At 57.0% G+C, this 19,382-nt stretch carries 16 protein-coding genes; 5 read left to right on the top strand and 11 right to left on the bottom strand.

What is annotated here, in order from left to right:
* Positions 1 to 2 precede the first annotated feature (2 nt).
* Together HB779_RS00955 and HB779_RS00950 are read right to left on the bottom strand one after the other, a co-directional pair.
* Positions 3 to 1,193, bottom strand: a complete 1,191-nt coding sequence (locus tag HB779_RS00955) for a glycine C-acetyltransferase (protein ID WP_188342238.1) — start codon at positions 1,191 to 1,193, stop codon at positions 3 to 5.
* Positions 1,194 to 1,276: 83 nt separating this feature from the next.
* A complete protein-coding gene (locus HB779_RS00950; protein WP_188342237.1) occupies positions 1,277 to 2,455 on the bottom strand; it encodes an ROK family transcriptional regulator in 1,179 nt (392 codons plus the stop codon).
* Between the two features lie 124 nt (positions 2,456 to 2,579).
* On the opposite strand from HB779_RS00950, the gene HB779_RS00945 reads away from it, so the two are divergent.
* Genes HB779_RS00945 through HB779_RS00935 form a run of 3 tightly spaced genes read left to right on the top strand, consistent with a single transcriptional unit; the run spans position 2,580 to position 5,559 of the window.
* Positions 2,580 to 3,317: a glucosamine-6-phosphate deaminase gene (locus tag HB779_RS00945; RefSeq protein WP_188342236.1), complete on the top strand. Its 738-nt coding sequence runs from the start codon at positions 2,580 to 2,582 to the stop codon at positions 3,315 to 3,317.
* On the top strand, positions 3,314 to 4,333 hold the full coding sequence (locus tag HB779_RS00940) for an N-acetylglucosamine-6-phosphate deacetylase (RefSeq protein ID WP_188342235.1): 1,020 nt from the start codon (positions 3,314 to 3,316) through the stop codon (positions 4,331 to 4,333). Before HB779_RS00945 ends, HB779_RS00940 begins: the two co-directional genes overlap by 4 nt.
* A gap of 29 nt (positions 4,334 to 4,362) precedes the next feature.
* Entirely contained in the window at positions 4,363 to 5,559 is a 1,197-nt protein-coding gene (locus HB779_RS00935) for an ABC transporter substrate-binding protein (RefSeq protein WP_188342234.1), read from the top strand.
* Between the two features lie 37 nt (positions 5,560 to 5,596).
* Here HB779_RS00935 and HB779_RS00930 read toward each other — a convergent pair whose 3' ends face one another.
* Entirely contained in the window at positions 5,597 to 7,447 is a 1,851-nt protein-coding gene (locus HB779_RS00930; RefSeq protein WP_188342233.1) for an ABC transporter ATP-binding protein, read from the bottom strand.
* A gap of 45 nt (positions 7,448 to 7,492) precedes the next feature.
* Positions 7,493 to 8,704, bottom strand: coding sequence for an aminotransferase class V-fold PLP-dependent enzyme (locus HB779_RS00925; RefSeq protein ID WP_188342232.1), 1,212 nt, complete (start codon positions 8,702 to 8,704; stop codon positions 7,493 to 7,495).
* Positions 8,705 to 8,838: 134 nt separating this feature from the next.
* Here HB779_RS00925 and HB779_RS00920 point away from each other — a divergent pair, with 134 nt between their 5' ends.
* Positions 8,839 to 9,651 (top strand): IclR family transcriptional regulator, encoded by an 813-nt coding sequence (locus HB779_RS00920; protein WP_188342231.1) that lies wholly within the window; start codon positions 8,839 to 8,841, stop codon positions 9,649 to 9,651.
* Here the strand turns inward: HB779_RS00920 and HB779_RS00915 are convergent.
* From HB779_RS00915 to HB779_RS00885, 7 genes are all read right to left on the bottom strand, one after another.
* Positions 9,648 to 10,145 (bottom strand): RidA family protein, encoded by a 498-nt coding sequence (locus HB779_RS00915; protein WP_188342230.1) that lies wholly within the window; start codon positions 10,143 to 10,145, stop codon positions 9,648 to 9,650. The genes HB779_RS00920 and HB779_RS00915 overlap by 4 nt on opposite strands.
* A 9-nt stretch (positions 10,146 to 10,154) precedes the next feature.
* Complete coding sequence (locus HB779_RS00910; RefSeq protein WP_188342229.1) at positions 10,155 to 11,366, bottom strand: amidohydrolase/deacetylase family metallohydrolase; 1,212 nt, start codon at positions 11,364 to 11,366, stop codon at positions 10,155 to 10,157.
* 2 nt (positions 11,367 to 11,368) lie between these two features.
* Positions 11,369 to 12,238, bottom strand: coding sequence for an ABC transporter permease (locus HB779_RS00905; protein ID WP_188342228.1), 870 nt, complete (start codon positions 12,236 to 12,238; stop codon positions 11,369 to 11,371).
* Positions 12,238 to 13,179 (bottom strand): ABC transporter permease, encoded by a 942-nt coding sequence (locus tag HB779_RS00900; RefSeq protein WP_188342227.1) that lies wholly within the window; start codon positions 13,177 to 13,179, stop codon positions 12,238 to 12,240. The genes HB779_RS00905 and HB779_RS00900 overlap by 1 nt, the downstream gene beginning before the upstream one ends.
* Positions 13,180 to 13,267: 88 nt before the next feature.
* Positions 13,268 to 14,797 (bottom strand): ABC transporter substrate-binding protein, encoded by a 1,530-nt coding sequence (locus HB779_RS00895; protein ID WP_188342226.1) that lies wholly within the window; start codon positions 14,795 to 14,797, stop codon positions 13,268 to 13,270.
* 142 nt (positions 14,798 to 14,939) lie between these two features.
* Positions 14,940 to 16,232, bottom strand: coding sequence for an L-rhamnose catabolism isomerase (gene rhaI / locus HB779_RS00890; protein ID WP_188342225.1), 1,293 nt, complete (start codon positions 16,230 to 16,232; stop codon positions 14,940 to 14,942).
* 21 nt (positions 16,233 to 16,253) lie between these two features.
* Complete coding sequence (locus HB779_RS00885; protein ID WP_188342224.1) at positions 16,254 to 18,344, bottom strand: bifunctional rhamnulose-1-phosphate aldolase/short-chain dehydrogenase; 2,091 nt, start codon at positions 18,342 to 18,344, stop codon at positions 16,254 to 16,256.
* 217 nt (positions 18,345 to 18,561) lie between these two features.
* On the opposite strand from HB779_RS00885, the gene HB779_RS00880 reads away from it, so the two are divergent.
* Complete coding sequence (locus HB779_RS00880) at positions 18,562 to 19,374, top strand: DeoR/GlpR family DNA-binding transcription regulator (protein WP_188342223.1); 813 nt, start codon at positions 18,562 to 18,564, stop codon at positions 19,372 to 19,374.
* The last annotated feature ends 8 nt before the right edge of the window (positions 19,375 to 19,382 follow it).

The raw sequence follows: 19,382 nt of genomic DNA, 5'->3' as shown, positions 1-19,382 counted from the left end.
TCCTATTTGATAATGCCGAGATCACGACCCACTTCGGCAAAGACGTCTATAGCACGGGCGACATCTTCGGTTGTGTGGGCAGCGGACATTTGGGTGCGGATGCGGGCCTGACCTTTCGGTACGACCGGGAAAGCGAAGCCGACGACGTAGACGCCTTTTTCCAGCATGCGTGATGCCATTTCCTGTGCGAGCGTGGCTTCACCCAGCATGACGGGAATGATCGGATGATCGGCACCGGCAAGGGTAAAGCCGAGCTTGGTCATGTCGCGGCGGAAATGCGTGGCATTGGCGCTGAGCCGTGCGCGCAGGTCGGCGCCATTGTCGATCAGGTCAAAAACTTTAAGCGACGCTGCCGCAATGACCGGTGCGAGCGTATTGGAGAAGAGATAGGGCCGTGAACGCTGGCGCAGCCAATCGATAACTTCGGTTTTCCCTGATGTATAGCCGCCTGATGCGCCGCCAAGTGCCTTGCCGAGTGTGCCGGTGATGATATCAATACGGCCTTCGACGCCGCAATGTTCGGCGGACCCGCGGCCATGTTTGCCGACGAAACCAACCGCATGGCTGTCATCGACCATGACCATCGCGCCATATTTTTCAGCCAAATCACAGACACCCTGCAGGTTGGCGATAATGCCGTCCATGGAGAACACACCGTCGGTGGCGATGAGCTTGAAGCGGCTGCCTTCCGCCTTCTTCAGCTCTTCTTCCAGCGCAGCCATGTCATTGTTGGCATAGCGGAAGCGCTTGGCCTTGGACAGACGCACGCCGTCGATGATCGATGCATGGTTCAACGCGTCGGAGATGATCGCATCGTCCTCGCCGAGCAGTGTCTCGAACAGACCGCCATTGGCATCAAAGCAGCTGGAATAAAGAATCGTGTCTTCAAGGCCAAGGAAGCTGGAAATCCGCGCTTCCAGCTGTTTGTGCTCTTCCTGCGTGCCGCAGATGAAGCGCACGGAAGCCATGCCGTAGCCATAACGGTCGAGGGCAGCTTTGCCAGCTTCGGCCAGTTCCTCATTGTCGGCAAGGCCGAGATAATTATTGGCGCAGAAATTCAGAACCTTGGCGCCGCCCGATACTTCAATCCGTCCGGCCTGCTTGGAGGTGATGATGCGCTCCGACTTGTAAAGTCCCGCCTCCTTCAAACCCTTCAGCTCTGTCGAAAGGTGATCGATGAATTGCTGTGTCATGATCCGTGTGGTGTCCTGCTTTGTGCTACCGGCGGCGGGCCGTGGCTGTTGCGCGCAATCGAATATTCGCAGGCAGTGTCATCTCACGATCGGATGAATGTCTCAAGCCCCAGATTGAGCAGTGGCCGGACAGCGCCAAGAATGGCGAATTCCTCGCTGGATTTGTCGGCTATCAGTACCGGCAGGTCGAGCGTTCCGATCAACCCTTCAGCGCGGAAGGCCATTTCGAATGCCTGCCAGACATCTGAATTGGCAACGAATGGCCCGGTCATGATCACCCGCTTGGGGAAAAGCAGACGGCAGACATTCGCCAGCGAACGTGCTGTGAGCTTTAATGCTGTCTGGATATCGGGCATATCGATCAAGGGCCGTTCAGCCATCTGTCCTGCCAGCACTTCCTCATCCTCCGACAGGTCCGGCCAGATTTCGCGCATCTGCGGCAGCAGCGCCCAGAGCGATGCCGCTGTTTCGAGACAGCCATAATTGCCGCAACCGCAGGGCCGGTCTTCCAAAAGGTTGAAACGCCAGTGGCCGATTTCACCGAATGGACCACCGGCGCGAATAAACGGGTCACCATTGACGCTATAGGCAAGGCCGATACCCCAGCCCCAATGCAGTAGCAGCGTATTGTCGGTGCCATAGACCGGATCCTGCAAGGTGCGGGCATTCAGTTCTGCATCAAGATGGCGGCAAACAAACACCGCAGGCGTTACCGGTTCAAGCGCGGCGGCAATGTCGAAATCGCGAATGTTGGGCCAGCGGGAGGTTAGCAGCCATGTCTTGCTTTGCACATCGACAACGCCAGATACAGAAACCGACGTGCCGAGATGCTGCATACCATCAGGCAGTCTGGCTTTGAGGGATTCGACAAGTCCCCGCATCGCGGATGTCATCTGATCGGCGTTCGCACCTGTTGGGATATCGAGGCTTTGACGCTCAAGAATATTGCCGCCGAAATCCACGACTATGCCGCGCAGGGCCCGGCTGGAGATGTGGATGACCGTGGCACCAAGCCGCCCGGAATTGAGGGCAATCTGGATAGCGGGTCGGCCGCGCCCGCTTTTTTCACCGGCTTTTTCCACCAGCAGACCACGAGCAATGAGATCTCCAACAACTTTTGACGTGGTGGTCGATGTCATTTCGAGCAGTTCGGCAATGCCCGGACGGGAATGCTGATTGCCAGCGGAAATCAGTGCAATGACGCGGGCACAATCACGCTGATGGGCGTCGTCATAGCGCGTCTCGTCGATGGTCAGAAGCATGCGGAAACAACCCTATTCTTATTTTAGAACAATATTATTCTAAAATACCTTGCGAAGCCATGGACAGCTATGCTTACAATGGCGCCTACGGTGAAAAGCATATGCAAGAAGGTTGGTAAAGCCCATGGTGGACGTGCGTATTTTATCTGACAAGCAGACCTTGGGCGCGACCGGTGCCGAGCTTGGCGCTGCGGCTATTCGCAGGGCTATTGTGGCTAACGGCAAAGCTTCGATCATTGTTGCGACCGGAGCGAGCCAGTTCGAACTTCTGCAGAATCTTGTTGCTGCGCCTGATATCGACTGGTCCCGGGTGACGGCATTCCATCTTGATGAATATGTCGGCATGGACATCACCCATCCCGCCAGCTTCCGCAAATATCTGCAGGAACGTTTCATTGTGCCGCTTGGCGGCAAGGTGACCTTTCATCCGGTCAATGCCGAACGTGATCCGCAAGCGAAAGCCAAGCGCCTTGGCGCTTTGATCGCCGATCATGATATCGACGTGTGTTTTGCCGGTATCGGCGAAAACTGCCATCTGGCGTTCAATGATCCGCCCGCCGATTTCGACACGGACGAGCCCTATATCGTCGTGACGCTGGATGAAGCCTGCCGCAAACAGCAGATGGGCGAAGGCTGGTTCCCCTCGCTTGAGGCCGTGCCGCAGCAGGCCATTTCGATGAGCATCCGGCAGATATTGAAAAGCCGTTTGATCATTCTTTCCGTTCCCGACGAACGCAAGGCGCAGGCGGTCAGGGATGCGATGGAGGGCGCAGTCGATCCGCGCCACCCGGCTTCGATCATTCAGACCCATCCGCAAACAATCATGCTGCTTGATCCAGATTCCGCATCGAAACTGTCATGATGACAGCGGGGCTCGTCGATATTCAGGTCAATGGTTTTGCCGGTGTGGATTTTAACTCCGCCGATCTGACGCCCGATGCGCTCGATTATGCGCTGGAAGCGATGCTGGCGACGGGCGTCACAACGTGCCTGCCGACCATCATCACGGCCTATCCCGACGAGCTGGAAGCGCGGTTTTCCGTGCTGGACGAATGCATTGAAGCGAGCCGACTCGGGTCTCTTATGTGTCCGGGATATCATTTGGAAGGACCGTTTCTCAATCCGGCACAGGGCTTTTCCGGCTGCCACCCGGCAGGGGCCATGACCGCCGCCGATCCGGCGTTGGTTAGCCGCCTGCAGGCTTTGCTGAAACGCCCCATTCTGCTGGTGACCGTTGCGCCGGAAATATCCGGTGGCCTTGATTTCATTCGCGCAATGAAAGCCCGGAATGTTCTGGTGTCGATTGGCCATTCCTCAGCCGATTTTGCCATGGTCGATGTCGCCGCAACGGCAGGTGCAACCATGTCGACGCATCTTGGCAATGGTATTCCACAGGTCATGGCGAAGCTGGATAATCCGCTGTTTGCCCAGCTTGGCGAAGACCGGCTGCTGGCCACATTCATTGCCGATGGCATTCACCTTCCACCCAAGGCATTGAAATCACTGATACGGGCCAAGGGTTTCGAACGGTCGGCGCTGGTGACTGATGCCGTCGCTGCTGCGGCCGTTGCGGCCGGTACTTATGACTTTGCCGGAATGCGGATTGAACGGTCTGAAGACGGGACCGTTCGCCTGCCCGGTACAATTGGCCTGGCTGGTTCGTCGCTGTGTCTTGATGGTGCCGTGCGCAATCTGGTCCGCTGGGGCATTGCGCGTTTTGATCAGGCCGTCGAAATGGCCTCAACGCGGCTGCTTGATGCGCTCGCCCCCGTCCTTCATGCCCACAATATCACGCTGCCCGATACGGAAATTGAATGGTCTGACGCAATGACCGTCCGCCGTGTCCGTACCGGCAGTGAGAGCAGACATTACGCCTGAAATATCTAAGAACAATAAGGGGAATTTACATGGGAAATGATCAGTTTCGAATAAACCGCCGGGTGGTGCTTGGCGGGATGAGCGCTTCGGTGGTGGCGGGTATGACGAGCACGTGGGCCAAGTCTCCTGCCCTCCCCGCCGCCCCGGTCGTTGTCACCGTCATGGATGTTGGTGGTGCTTTGGCACTGATGCAGCCTGCCTTCGAAGAATACGCCAAGGCCTATCCGGAACGGGCCTCACGTATCATCTTCACCAAGGCACCGGTGACAGAACTGGCAGGGAAGCTCAAGGCACAGCAAAGCGCGGGCCGGGTTGATATCGACATCGTGCTCACCGGCAGTGACGGACTGGCGGCTGGACTTGCCAATGAAACCTGGCTGAAAATCCTGCCGGATTTTGCCGACAAGTTTCCGGGCATCGAAGAGAATTATGAGCCCGCTGCTTTGGCTCTGCACAAGGCACAGGGCGATGGCTTTGGCGTGGTGGTCAACTACTATCCATCCGGCCCCTTGATCGAATATGACCCGGAGCGGGTGAAAAAAGTTCCGGCGAGCGCTGAAGAACTGCTGGCCTGGGCCAAGGAAAATCCCGGACGGTTCATGTATGCCCGCCCGACCAATTCCGGTCCCGGCCGCACATTCATGATGGGGCTTCCCTACATTCTTGGTGACAAAGACCCGCAGGATCCGGTCAATGGCTGGGACAAGACCTGGGCCTATCTCGCCGATCTTGGTCAGTACATAGACTACTACCCGGCTGGTACCGGCGCGACAATGAAGGAATTCGGTGAAGGGTCACGGGATATCATCATCAGCACCACGGGCTGGGATATCAATCCACGGGCGCTGGGCATCGTACCGGAAACCGCAAAGATCGGGACGCTCAAAGGCTTCCATTGGGTATCGGACGCCTTCTTCATGTGCATGCCGAAAGGCATTGCCGATGACAAGGCAGCCGTGGTCCTCGACCTGATGGCGTTTCTGCTGACACCGAAGGCGCAGGCTTATTCCTATGATGAAGGCTATCTCTATCCCGGTCCGGCGGTAAAGAACGTGCCTCTGTCGATGGCACCGCAGCACAGTCAGGATGTGATCAAACAGTTCGGGCGTGAAGAATATGCCGGATTGATTGCCAACAATCTAATTGAACTGCCGCTCAAGCCTGACAAGATGGTCATCGCTTTCCGCAAGTGGGACGAACTTGTCGGTTCAAAGAAGTCCAAGTAACTGCAAATCGGATCACGGCGGACAGCTGCCGTGATCCCTATTGTATCTGAACCAGATGGCCAGCCGAGACTTCATTGTACTGGCGCACCGGCACGATGAAATCCGGTGTGCGGACCGGGCTCTTGATCTCATCGTTGGAGACAGGCCGCTTGACGCCGCGCCGCGATGGATCGGGAACCGGGACCGCTGAAATCAGTTTGCGCGTATAGGGGTGCTGCGGATTTTCAAAGATTGCCGCGCGCGAGCCGATCTCGACGATTTCGCCAAGATACATGACGGCGATCCGGTGGCTGACGCGCTCAACAACGGCGATATCGTGCGAGATGAACAGATAGGCCAGATTGAGACTGGCTTGCAGGTCGAGCAGCAGATTGATCACCTGCGCCTTGATGGATACATCGAGCGCCGAAACGGATTCGTCAGCCACGATCAGCTTGGGATCGAGTGCCAAAGCACGGGCAATGCAGACGCGCTGTCTCTGCCCACCAGAAAATTCATGCGGATAACGGCTCGCCATATCCGCCGTCAGTCCCACGCGCTCCAGCAGGTCGGCGACGCGGTCCCGGGCCTGTGCCCGTGTTCCCAGTCTGTGTTCAAGATAGGGTTCGGCAATGGCCGCACCGACAGGGATGCGCGGGTTGAGGCTGGCAAATGGATCCTGAAAGATCATTTGCATGGTGCGGCGCATGTCACGCAGACGTTTTGGCTCCATTGTAAGGACATCTTCTCCATTGAGAAGAACTTCACCGCTCTGCGGCTGTACCAGCCGCATGATGGAGCGTCCGGTTGTAGACTTGCCGCAACCGGATTCGCCGACCAGCGACAGGGTTTCGCCCGGCTGCAGTGTAAAGGACAAGTTTTCCACCGCATGCACACGGCCTTCAAGCTGACCGAACATGCCGGAATGGATGTTGAAACGCGTGGTGAGGTTCTTCACCTCAAGCAGTGGCTTGGCTTCTGACTTGACGGTATCGGCGGTTTCTACGGGAACATCGGATGTTCCGGTTGCGCGATCAACAACCGGAAAGCGCAGCGGACGCTTGAGGCCCTTCATCGATCCGAGAATAGGCACGGCCGACAGAAGCGAGCGCGTATAGGGATGTTCCGGTCGCGCAAAAATATCTTCGGTCTTGCCGGTTTCAACCGCCTCGCCATTGTACATCACGACCGTGCGGTCAGCGATTTCAGCCACGACACCCATATCGTGGGTGATGAAGAGGACAGAAGTGCCCTCCTCTTCCTGCAGCAGTTTGATCAGATCCAGAATCTGGCCTTGAATCGTCACATCAAGCGCCGTTGTCGGCTCATCCGCGATCAGCAGTTTCGGTTTGCTGGCCAGCGCCATGGCAATCATGACACGCTGGCGCATGCCGCCGGAAAAGCGATGCGGATATTCGTCGAAACGCGACTTGGCGGCCGGAATGCGAACCTTTTCCAGCAGCCGGATGGTCTCGGCCTTTGCTTCCGCGCGCGACATGGAGGAATGGCAGAGCAAGGCTTCGCTGATCTGCTGGCCCACGGTGAACAGCGGGTTGAGGCTGGTCATCGGTTCCTGAAAAATCATGGCGACGTCATTGCCGCGCACGGCACGCATCTGGTTTTCGGGAAGCGCCAGAATATCTTTGCCACCGAGCAGGATCTTGCCTTCGATGCGGCTCTTGTCCTTTTGCAACAGCCGCATGATCGACAGGGATGTGACGCTTTTGCCGGAGCCGGATTCACCAACGATAGCCACCGTCTCTCCGGCCTCCACATCGAACGAAACATTGCGCACTACCGGCCGCCATTTGCCGTCGGACTGGAAGGATGTCGTCAGGCCGGACACGGACAGTACAGGTGCAAACGGATTGCCCCGGCTGTTTGGACGAGAAGACTGACGATTTTCCATGGGTAGACATCCTTTCCGCAGGCAGATGGTGACAGTCGTCTGGTCCTAATCGGGCCAGCGCATGAGACCGGCGATCCGGCGGTTGTAGCGATTTTCCACGGGCGTCGAGATGATCTCGTTCGAGGTCCGCGCCTTACCCAGTTCTTCAACCAGACGGCTGGCAACGATGGTTTCTTCGCCGGGATGCAGATTGCATGGGTCCATATAGAAGTAACCGTGCTCGACCTCGTGATCTCTTACGATCACCGGGCGTGAGCCCTGCGCCAATGCATCGGCGAGATCCCACGCACTGATATGCGCCGCCTGCGGGTCGATATTCACGCGAATGCGATCAAGCGGATTGTGCGTTGGATCAGGCTCGATAACCGTGGTCACCCCCGGCTTGCCGGTAAGTGTCTGCTGCCAGAGATTGAGGTAGCCGGTTTCTCTTTCGCGAATACCGGCATGGTCGCGCTTTTCCCACGCTTCGAGCGCCGCGATGGTTCCAAGGATGCTTTCCTTGCCCACCTTCATGCCACGGCCAATGCCCATGTTCTGCAGGAAGGTGTTGCGGACGAATTCCTTGCTTCCGGCGACGATACCGCCGGTCGGGCCGCCAAGGAATTTGTGGGAAGAATAAAGCGCAATGTCAGCGCCCTGTTCGAGGAAGATTTTCAGATCATATTCCGAGGCGGCATCAACGATAACAGGCACGCCGCGGGCATGGCAGACTTCAGCGAACTTCTTCAGGGCAACAAGGCCGTATTGAACCGTATGATGCGAGACAACGAACACGGCAGCGGCGGTACGTTCGTTGATCGCACCGTGCAGATGATAGGGGTAACAGGACGTCGCCTGCCCAACCAGAACAGCCTTGGCACCGGCAAGACGGATACCCTGATCCACCGGTGCGCCATAGCTGACCACTTGTCCCATCTGGATAATGACCTCATCCTTCAAGCCGGTAGTGTCAGGCAAGCGTTCGATGGCGGCAAGATCATTGCCGGTCATGGCGGCTGCAACCGCAAGGGTGATGCCGGCGGAACAGGAAGCGGTAACAAAACCTGCTTCGCCGCCGGTTAGCCGGGCAATAACGGGGCTTGACTTCTTCTGCAGGTCATTGACCTCAACGAACTGAGGCAGGATTGCCGTCATGGCGGCAACAGCTTCCGGGACCACGATTGAAGCGCCCAGCGACGTCATCGTCCCGGAGACGTTGATAACGGGTCGCAGCCCGAGCGTTTCGCGGATATCATCCGGGGTGTGAGAGTCGGTCATGCTATTCTCCTCGAAATGTTGCTGTGTGCAACGTATTCCATTTGCTAGGCACGTATGCCATTATAATGTAATAAGCTGTGTGAAGACCAATCGATCCTGCCAGGAGCCTGAACGTGGACGCAAAGATATCAGACATGGGTGCAACTCCCGCTTTTGAAAAAGCCGAACAGCCGGAAACAGTGGCCCGCCGTTCGCGTGTCAGCGGTATTGATCGCGCCTTGCAGGTTCTCGACCATTTGTACGAAACGGGCAGCCCGGCCGGGGTTTACGGCATTGCCAAAGCGATTGGTGCGCCGCTTTCCACCGTGTATGTGATCATTGACGATCTGGTCGAAAAGAACCTTCTGTCCCGCAACAGCGATGGCACCGTCTGGCTCGGGGCGCGGCTTTACCATTATGGTCTTGCCTATGCCCGCTCGCTGGATTTTCTCGATGTTGCCAATCACGAGATGCACAATCTGAGCCGTGTTTCGGGCGAAACCGTGCAGGTGTGCGGCCGGGACGGCGATCACATGATGGTGCTGGCCATGGCCGATGGTCCCGGCCATTTCCATGTCACCTCGCGTGTCGGCACGCGCGTTCCGTTGAACTGGACCGCATCCGGCCGTCTGCTTGTTGGCCATCTGCCGGAAACCGAACGGCTGGAACTGTTCAAGCGCTGTGCCAAATCCTCGCCGACCGGCCGTGCGGTAATTGAACCGTCGGCCCTGTCCAAGGCTGCGGGAGAAGCGCTGGAATCGCGCATCTCCATTCAGGCGGGCGAATCCGACTATGCGGTTGCTTGTGTTGCCTCGCCGGTTTGTGACGACAAAGGCACATGCGTTGCCACCATCTCCATTGTTCTTCCCGAACAGAAGATCGCCGATAATCCCGAGCGTTATACGGCCGAGGTCAAGGCCTCTGCTGAACGGATCGAAACGGTGATGGGCTGGCGCAGTCATTCCTAATCCTTCAAAGCGACAATCGCCTCGATTTCCACTGTTATGTTGCCCGGCAACGAGCCGAAGCCAACGGCTGACCGGGCATGTTGTCCCGCATCGCCGAACACGTCGATCAGCAGATCGGAGCACCCGTTGATAACGGAGGGATGATCGGCGAAATCCGGGGCGGCATTCACCATCCCCAGCAGCTTCACGATCTGTTTCACGCGGGTTAAATCCCCCAATGCCGTTTGCAGCACGGCCAGCAGGTTGATGCCTGTGAGCCTGGCATGTTTATAGGCATCCTCAACACTGACGGTGTCACCCACCTTGCCTGTATGCATGAAACCGTCATCCTCACGCGGGCCCTGCCCTGAGAGGTAGAGCATGTTGCCCTCCTGAATATGCGTGACGAAATTGGCAATCGGACGCGGTGCTGGCGGCAGAACGATACCCAGCTCTTTCAACCTGTCGTAAGGGGATGTGCCAGCATCAATTGCTGGACTGGTTAAATGGCTCACGCGAACTCCTTACCGGTGCGAATGGGTATGACGGTGGTTGACCCGCTCAGGGTTCACCGGCTGATAGCGGCTGGCCGCTATGGTTTCTGTGCCAAGGACAACCATGCGCGGCTCGAACAGCTTGTCGAGCGTGGCTTCATCGCCCAGCGAGTCGATAACGCTGAGGTCTGCGTCAACCAGCTCGAATATCGTGAACTCCGCCGGCTTGCCCACCTGCAACAGATTGTCTGTTGGCAGCCCGATTGCGGATGCGGGTGACAGCGTGACGGCTTCAACAACCTTGTCGAATGGCATGCCGACGCTGAGAAGCTTCGACATGGTCGTGCCAAGGTCCCAGACCGAATAGTTCAGGCTGTGCAGATGAATGTCGGTTGAGATCGAGAATGGCAACAGGCCGCGCTTGATCGCCACTTCCGCCACACGGAAGGAGAAGGAGGCACCGCCATGACCGATGTCGAGCCGGATGCCCTCACCCGCGCAACGCTCGGCCAGTTCGAAGAGATCTTCGTCTTCGATGATGCTGCTGCCGACTTTGCCGTTGAAGCAATGGGTGATGATATCGCCCGGTCCCAAAATCTCGAGCACTTCCTCATAGAGCGCGGGCGGTTCGCCCACATGCACCATCATTGGAATTTTGAGGATTTTTGCGACCTTCTTGCCAACCTTGACCGGTGTGACACCCCATGAACCGGTGATGACGTGGCTGGCGCGCACCTTCAGGCCGACAATATGATCGCGGTTTTCATTGACGCAGGCGACTGTGCGGTCGAGATCGATAGAGCGGATATCGCTGAGTTCGCTGACGCGGTTGCAGGCGACAAGGCCAATCGAACCGAGGTTCAGGAAGGCTTTGATGCGTTCCCGCGCCGGTTCGATGATGTATTCGCGCAGACCATGGAAATTCGCTTCGCCGGCTGAACCCGCGTCGACAATGGTGGTCACGCCGCGTTCAACGCCGCACAACTGCGGGCGGACGGAAATATCCGTGCCCCCATGCCAGACATGCGCATGAAGATCGGTCCAGCCGGGGGAAATCCAGGCGCCCTTCATATCGCGCCTGCGGATATCGCCGGGAATATTCAACGATGGGCCGAATTCGGCGATCTTGCCGTCAGCATTGATCAGAATGTCGATAGTGCCGGAGGGCGTATTGGGGCCGAAAGCAACCGGTTTGACATTGGTCAGCAGCAATGGACCGTCGGTTGCGGATGGGGCAGGCATGATCAGAGATCCTTTCTGAGGCGGGGGTCTAGGAGGTCGCGAAAACCATCGCCGACCATTTGCAGTGAGAGAACGGAGAGCACGATGGCAATGCCGGGAAACAGGGTCATCCAGTCGGCCTGACCGACATATTGGCGGCCGGCGGCAATCATTGTGCCCCATGTGGGCACTTCGGGACTGACACCAAGCCCAAGGAAGGACAGACCAGCCTCTGCCAGCATGGCGTGGGCAAACAGGAGTGTGCCCTGAACCAGGATAGGCGACAGAAGATTGCGCAGGATGTGGCGCGTCAGAATATGCGGTGTCGAAATACCCAGCGCATGCGCCGCTTCCACATAGGGCAATTCGCGGATCACCAGCGTCGAGGCACGCACGACACGGGCCAGCCGGGGTGCGTAGACGATACTGAGCGCGATAATGACGGTGGTGAGCGAAGGTCCAAGCGCTGCGACCAGAGCGATTGCAAGCAGGATATCCGGAAAGGCCATCATCGCATCGATCAGGCGGGTAATCGGGGCATCGAGCCTGTGGAAGAATCCCGCAAGAATGCCCATCGTGACACCGATAAGCGATGCCAGGACCACCACGGCGAAACCAACGAGCAGCGACAGTCGGGCCGAGTAGATCGTGCGGGAAAATACATCGCGGCCGAATTCATCGGTGCCGAATATCCACTGGGCGCTCGGTGGTTTCAGCCGGTTGATGATCGAGAGCTTATTGGGGGCATAAGGCGCAATCAGTGGTGCAAGAACGGCCAATGCAATGAAGATCGCGAGAACGATCAGACCGAAGAGCACGGTCTTGCGGCGGATGAGAACGCGGAAGAACTTGCTGCGTTCGCTGAGGGGAGCGGTTGTGGCAATGTCTGACATCAGTAGCGCACCCTTGGATCAACGACGAGATAGAGCATGTCGATGGCGAAATTGATGATGACGTAGAGCCCGGCAATGACGAGCAGTGCCCCCTGAATGACCGGATAATCGCGGCGCAGCACAGCCGACACAACCAGATTGCCAACCCCGGGAAGACCGAACACGGTTTCCGTCACCACAGCGCCGGATATGAGCACGGCAGCGGTCAGGCCAATAACGGTGAGGATCGGGATCAGGGCATTCTTGAAAGCATGTTTGAGCACCACGCTGCGCTCTTCAACACCCTTGGCGCGGGCGGTGCGGATATAGTCATCCCCCAGCACATCCAGCATCGAGGCGCGGGTAAAGCGCATGATCAGAGCGGAGGAGACAATACCGAGCGCAAAGGCTGGCAGCACCAGATGGTAAAGCCGTTCGCCCAGCGTCGTGTCCGGTCCGCCATAGCCGGAAACCGGGAAAATGCCGAAGCGCACCGCAAAGACCTGCATCAGGATCAAACCGAGCCAGAAGCTGGGAATACTGGCAGCAAGCATGGCAAGCGCTGTCGCCGCCTGATCGAAGATCGAGCCCCGTCTATACGCCGCGTAGACACCGATCGGAATGGCAATGATGCTGGCGATCAGGATGGAGAAGATTGTGAGAAAGAAGGTCGGTTCGGCGCGTTGCGCCAATGCGGTCAGAACCGGTTGATCGAGAAAGATCGAACGGCCGAGATCGCCCTGCAGCAACTGGCCGATGAAGTAGACATATTGCACGATAATCGACTGGTCGAGCCCCAGCGCTGTGCGCAACTGCGCGATGTCGGCAGCGGTTGCTTCCGGTCCGAGCATGACGGCAGCAGGATCGCCGGGTGTGACGCGCACGATGATGAACACGATGGTCACCACCAGAAACATCACGACAATCATGCCGATAAAGCGTTGGAAGATGTAACGAAGCATAAGGTCGGTTCGATCCTGACTACACGAGGCATGGACAGATGGGACTGGCAGCGGACGGTTTTGGCCGTCCGCGCCGGGTCAGTTCAGATTACTCTTTGAGCGACACGTTCCAGAAATAGGGCCATGGTGCCGGTGTGAAACCTTCCAGCTTGGGAGATTTCGCCGACAGCGCGTTGAAATCGCCGATCTTGATGATCGGAGCTTCTGCATAGATCACCTTCTGGACTTCCGCCCACAGGGCGATGCGTTTCTTCGGGTCCGTCTCGGCATTGAAGGCATCGACTGCCACCTTGCGGGCCGGTGTATCCCAATTGCCCGGCGCGCTGGTCGAAAGTGCCCCAATCAGAGCGGGCTCCGGCAGGAACGGGCTGTGGCTGATATAGATATCCCAAAGCGCCGGATCGGCGCGGCGCTGGGTCAGAGTTGCCCAGTCGACCACCTGCAACTCAACGGCAATTCCTGCAGCTTTCAGATATTCAGCGGCAACCTGCGCCATTTTGTAGTGGAACTCGTACTGGCGGCTGGTGAGAATGCGTACCGGCTTGCCGTCATAGCCGGCCTTTTTGAGGAGTGCCGCCGCTTTTTCAGGATCGCCAACATTATAGGCATCCTGAACGCCGGCATCAGTCGCCCAACTATAGGAAGCCGGATAGAACGAACCGTTGAGCGAATAGAAATCCGTGCTGCCAAAGGCTGCGGCCAGCATGTCTTCCATATTCAGCGATGCGCGGATCGCCAGGCGCATATCCTGGTTCTTGGTCAGGCCTTGCGCCGTGTTGAGGACAAAGACCGGCCAGCCGAATGGCTTCAGCAGGACTGGCTCTGTGGCTTTCTGACCCTTCAACCGGCCATAGGCCTCCACCGGCACGCTGTCTGCATAATCGAACTGGCCTGAGAGGGCACCTTCGACGCGGGTATTGGCATCGGGAACTGGAACGAAGCGGATTTCATCGAGGTACTGATGACGTGCGCCGCCATAGCCGTTTTCGCGTCCTTCCGGTGACTTGTAGTCATCGAAGCGCACGAGCTGGATATATTGATCGGCTTTGCGTTCCTTCAGCTTGTAAGGCCCGGTGCCGACGGGTTCGGTCATCGGGTTCTGCTGCTTTTCGCTTGGGAGAATGATCGCTGCGGCATTGTTGAATGCCAGCAGCGACAGCAGCGGTGCATGGGGAGCATTGAGCGTGATGCGGACTGTGGACGCATCCACGGCATCAATGGATGTAATCAGCGATGCGACCTGTTTGCCGCGCGATGCGATCTGCGTCCACCGCTTCAGCGAGGCGACAACGTCTGCCGAATCCATATCCGTACCATCGTGGAATTTGACGCCGGTGCGCAGTTTGATCGTGTAGATTTTGCCGTCAGCGGAAATGTCCGGGAGGCTGGCTGCGAGCAGTGGTGCCGGATTCCAATTTTCATCGAACGTATAAAGGGTTTCGAAAATGTGCTGCGAAACGATGCCGACCAGATCAGCGGTCGAGGCCATCGCGTCGAGCGTTGGCGGTTCACCGATGGTGGCGACATTGATGACGCCGCCTTTGGTCTGGGCAAAGGCCGACGGGCTAAGGGCGATCAGCGCAGAACCCAATAGGAGTGCGAGTTTCAGTGATTTCATGACATTCCCCTTCGTTATTCTATTATTATGATATATAGTGTTTTATAGTAGAATAAGATCAAATGAGTCGGACGCTGTCAAACAAAAAGAAAAAGGCAGCGCGGTGGCGCTGCCTTGATGGGGTTGGTTGAAGGCAATGCGGTCAGATAATACCGCCACTGCCGCCTGTGCTGGCTGGCCGTATTTTCCCGACCTTTTGCCGGTAGCCGCTGGCTCTGTAGGCAGCAATCGGGTCGATGGCACCACCAGCCCTTCGGCGTGCTTCCGCCAGAATGGGTTCGGCATCGGTACGGTATGCCCGCTTCAACGTATCTGACGCGATGAGCGCATCATTGCTCTCCTGAGACGCGCCAAGTGCTGCGCGGTCAACCAGCAGTGCTTGCGCGTAGGCCCGGCGGATCTCATTGGCGCTGGAAATCAGGCTTTCAATGGGGTCGGTCACATTGTGCGACTGGTCGATCATATGCGCCGGATGAAAGTTTTCGACGCCGCGTTCTTCCGCCTCCACCAATTCATTGAACACGAGGAACAATCGGTACGGATCGATGGAGCCTGCATCGAGATCATCATCGCCATATTTGGAATCATTGAAATGGAAGCCGCCAAGTTTCTTGAACTGGATCAACCGCGAGACAATCATCTCGATATTGGTGTTTGGTGCATGATGACCGAGGTCGACCAGACAAAAAGCCTTTGGTCCCAAAGTCTGGGCGATCAGATAGTTTGTGCCCCAATCCTGAACCACGGTGGAATAAAACGCGGGCTCGAACATCTTGTGTTCGGAAAAAATGCGCCAGTCGTCCGGCAGTGCCTTGTAGATTTCCGCCATGGCGCCGAGATAGCGCTCGAATGATCTGGCAAAATTGCTTTGACCCGGAAAATTTGAGCCGTCGCCAATCCATACCGTCAGGGCTTTTGACCCGATCGCATTGCCGATCTCGATACATTCAATGTTGTGTTCAATGGCCTGCTTGCGTGTGGCCGCATCCACGTGGCTGAGCGAGCCATACTTGTAGGAATGCGCCTGATCCGGTGCATCGGAAAAGGTATTGGAATTCATCGCATCGAAGCCAAGACCGAGCGCGTCGGCATGGGCTTTCAACTGTTTCGGGTCAGCGTTGTCCCACGGGATGTGCAGGGACACATTGGGTGTGGCGCGTGACAGTTGATTGATGACAGAGCAATCATCGAGCTTGTCAAAAATACCGCGCGGTTCGCCTTGGCCGGGAAACCGGGCAAAGCGCGTTCCGCCTGTACCCACGCCCCATGAGGGCACCGCCACGAAGAATTCGGCGACCTTGCTGGTAATGCTTTCAATATCAATGTTGCGGCGGGCGAGATGTGCACCAAGCGCTTCGAAATCGCTCTTGTGTGTCGCAGCAAGCTTGTCGTTTTCCGCCGCGATCAGTTCGCCGGATATGTGCAGTTCAACCATGATGTCCTCCCAGGACTATTCTTATCGCGTGAAGCTTTGCACGTTGCCAGCATCGACATTGATAATATTGCCCGTCGATTTGGCCGAGGCGTCGGAAGCGAGGAAATAAATGGCCTCGGCGATGTCCTCCGGCAGCACGTTGAGCTTGAGCAGCGAGCGCTTGCGATAATGCTCTTCAAGTTCCTCCACCTGCAGATTGGACGAGGCGGCACGCTGTTCACGCCATTCGCCGTTCCAGATTTTCGAGCCGCGCAGAACAGCATCGGGATTGACCGTGTTCACACGGATACCGGCTTCTGCGCCCTCCAGCGCCAGACAGCGGGCCAGATGAATTTCCGCCGCCTTGGCCGCGCAATAGGCACTGGCATTGGGTGAAGCGGCAAGGCCATTCTTGGACGCCACGAACACGACATTGCCGCCAATCGTCTGCCGCCGGAACAACCGGAACGCTTCGCGCGAGACAAGGAAATAGCCTGTTGCCAGAATGTCCATGTTGCGGTTCCACATGGCAAGATCGGTGGTCTCGATTGGCGCCGAGGAGGCAATGCCGGCATTGGAAACAAGAATATCGATGCCGCCAAACTCAACGGATGCTTCGGCGAAACTCGCGATGACAGCGGTTTCATCCGTGACATTCAGCTGGACGCTGCGCACCGCGTCAGCACTGTAGCGCTGCGCAAAATCGGCATTGGCGGTCTTCAGCGCGTCCGTATCGATATCGGCAAGAACCACGCAAGCACCCTGCCCCAGCAGCCGCTCCGCTGTTGCACGGCCGATGCCGCCTGCACCGCCCGTGACAAATGCCACGCGTCCAGCCAGTGATTTCGGCTTGGGCATGCGCTGCAGCTTTGCTTCCTCGAGCAGCCAGTATTCGATGTCAAAGGCTTCCTGTTCGGGCAGTCCCTGATATTCGGAAACCGATGATGCACCGCGCATGACATTGATCGCGTTGACATAGAATTCTCCGGCAATGCGCGCCGTCGCCTTGTCCTTGGCAAAGGACAACATGCCGACGCCGGGGATCAGGAAAATCACCGGATTGGGATCGCGCATGGCGGGCGAGTTGGCGTGCTTGCAATCATTATAATAGCGCGCGTAATCGGCACGGTAAGCTTCCAATGCCGCATCGAGTGTTTCGATGGTTGCATCAGGGTTGGCCGGATCAAGATCGAGAACCAGCGGACGGATCTTGGTACGCAAAAAGTGATCCGGGCAGCTGGTGCCCAACGCGGCCAGCGGGTGCAAATCTTTGGAATTGACGAATTCAAGCACAGCCGGTTGATCGTCGAAATGCCCTAGCTTGCGCTCGGAAACGCCGATCTTGCCGCGAATTTCCGGCATGAGCTTTGCCGCGATGGCGCGTCGGCTCGATGCATCGAGGCTCCGCGCAATTTCTCCGCCAAATGCAATCTTGCCTGCGGTCTTGCTGTCGAACCAGACGATCGCCTTGTTGATGATATCAAGCGTCAGTTCGTAGCAATCCTTGGCATCGTCGGCCCAGGTGAAGAGACCGTGACTTTCAAGCACCACGCCCTTGGAGTTCGGGTGAGCAGCCACATAGGCGCCGAGATCGAGACCAAGCTGAAAGCCGGGACGGCGCCATGGCAGCCAGCCGATTGCATCGCCAAAAATTTCCTTGGTCAGTTCGCGCGAGTTCTTCGAAGCGGCAATGGCAATAATAGCATCGGGATGCATATGATCGACATGCCTGAAGGGCACGAAACCATGCAGCGGCGTATCGATAGAGGCCGCGCGGCTGTTGAGATTGAAGGTGCAATGCGGCAGAAAGCCGACCATGCGGTCTTCGTCGTCAATACCCTTATAGATGGATTTGAGTGATTCCAGCTTTTCCATGTAGAGCGTGGCAAAACCATCAAGCTTGATCGTGCCGACATCACCGCCCGATCCCTTGACCCACAGCACCTCCACAGACTTGCCCGTCAGCGGATCGGTTTCCGATACTTTCGCCGAAGTATTGCCGCCGCCGTAATTGGTGATGCGCTTGTCGGCACCCAGCAGATTGGAGCGATAGAGCAGCTTGCCGGGCTCATCCAGCCCCGCCGCTATCTGGTCATCCCAACGATTATCCAGAAGTTGGACCTTGTCTGCCATATATGCCTCCCGATACGTCATCTGATGGCCAGGCAATGAATCCCCAGCCATGTGAATTTTCACTAGATATGAAGCAGGCGACGAATTGTTGTCAATCATAAACGATCAAATTCGATCATAAATTGTCGATTGTGCAGTGCACATGAAATTATTTGATTGAAGTTGATTGACATCATTCACAATTTTGCGCAATGTTTGACGGGAGTGGAGGAGAGAAATGCACGAACGTGAGCGTCAACGAATTATCCTGAGCGCTGTTCAGGAAAAGCCGTTCATCACCATTCAGGACATTGCCGAACTGACGGAAGCGTCGGAAGCAACGATCCGTCGGGATATCGCTTCGCTGCATCTTGCCGGCAAGTTGCGCCGTGTGCGTGGCGGTGCCGAGGCCATTCATCCACCACAGCAGACCGCATTGGCTGGCCGCCCTTTCCGGGTCTCCGAGGCCGAGAACATCAACAAGAAGCGTGCGATTGCCCGCGAGGCAGTCAATCTGTGTGCCGATGGTGAGGCGATCATCCTCAATGGCGGCACGACGACATTCCAGATGGTGCATTATCTGGCAACGCGCCGCCTGCAGATCATGACCAATTCGTTCGCCATCGCCGAACATCTGGTGAAGAATTCCAAGAGCACCGTCATCATACCGGGCGGCATGATCTATCGCGAGCAGAGCATGATCCTCTCGCCGTTCGACAATGACGTGACCCGCAATTTCTACGGCAAGCGCATGTTCATGGGTGCGGTCGGTGTTGGGCCGTTTGGCGCAATGGAATCCGATCCGTTGATCATTCAGGGCGAGCAGAAGCTCATCAATCAGGCTGACGAACTGGTGCTTCTGGTCGATTCGACCAAATTTGCGCGGCGCTCGAGCCTGATCTTGTGCCCGTTGCAGCGCGTTGCGACCATTATTACTGACGATGGAATTTCAGATGCCGACCGGAAAATGGTGGAGGATGCCGGTGTCGAGTTGATCGTCGCAAAAGTGGGAGCTCAGGACAAAGCAAAGGATTCCATTTCGGTCGCATAAAAACAAAA

This window comes from Phyllobacterium sp. 628 (genome assembly GCF_014189505.1).
GTDB lineage: Bacteria > Pseudomonadota > Alphaproteobacteria > Rhizobiales > Rhizobiaceae > Phyllobacterium.
The sequence above is the reverse complement of the archived record's forward strand: the minus strand, read 5'-3'. Positions and strand labels throughout refer to the sequence as shown.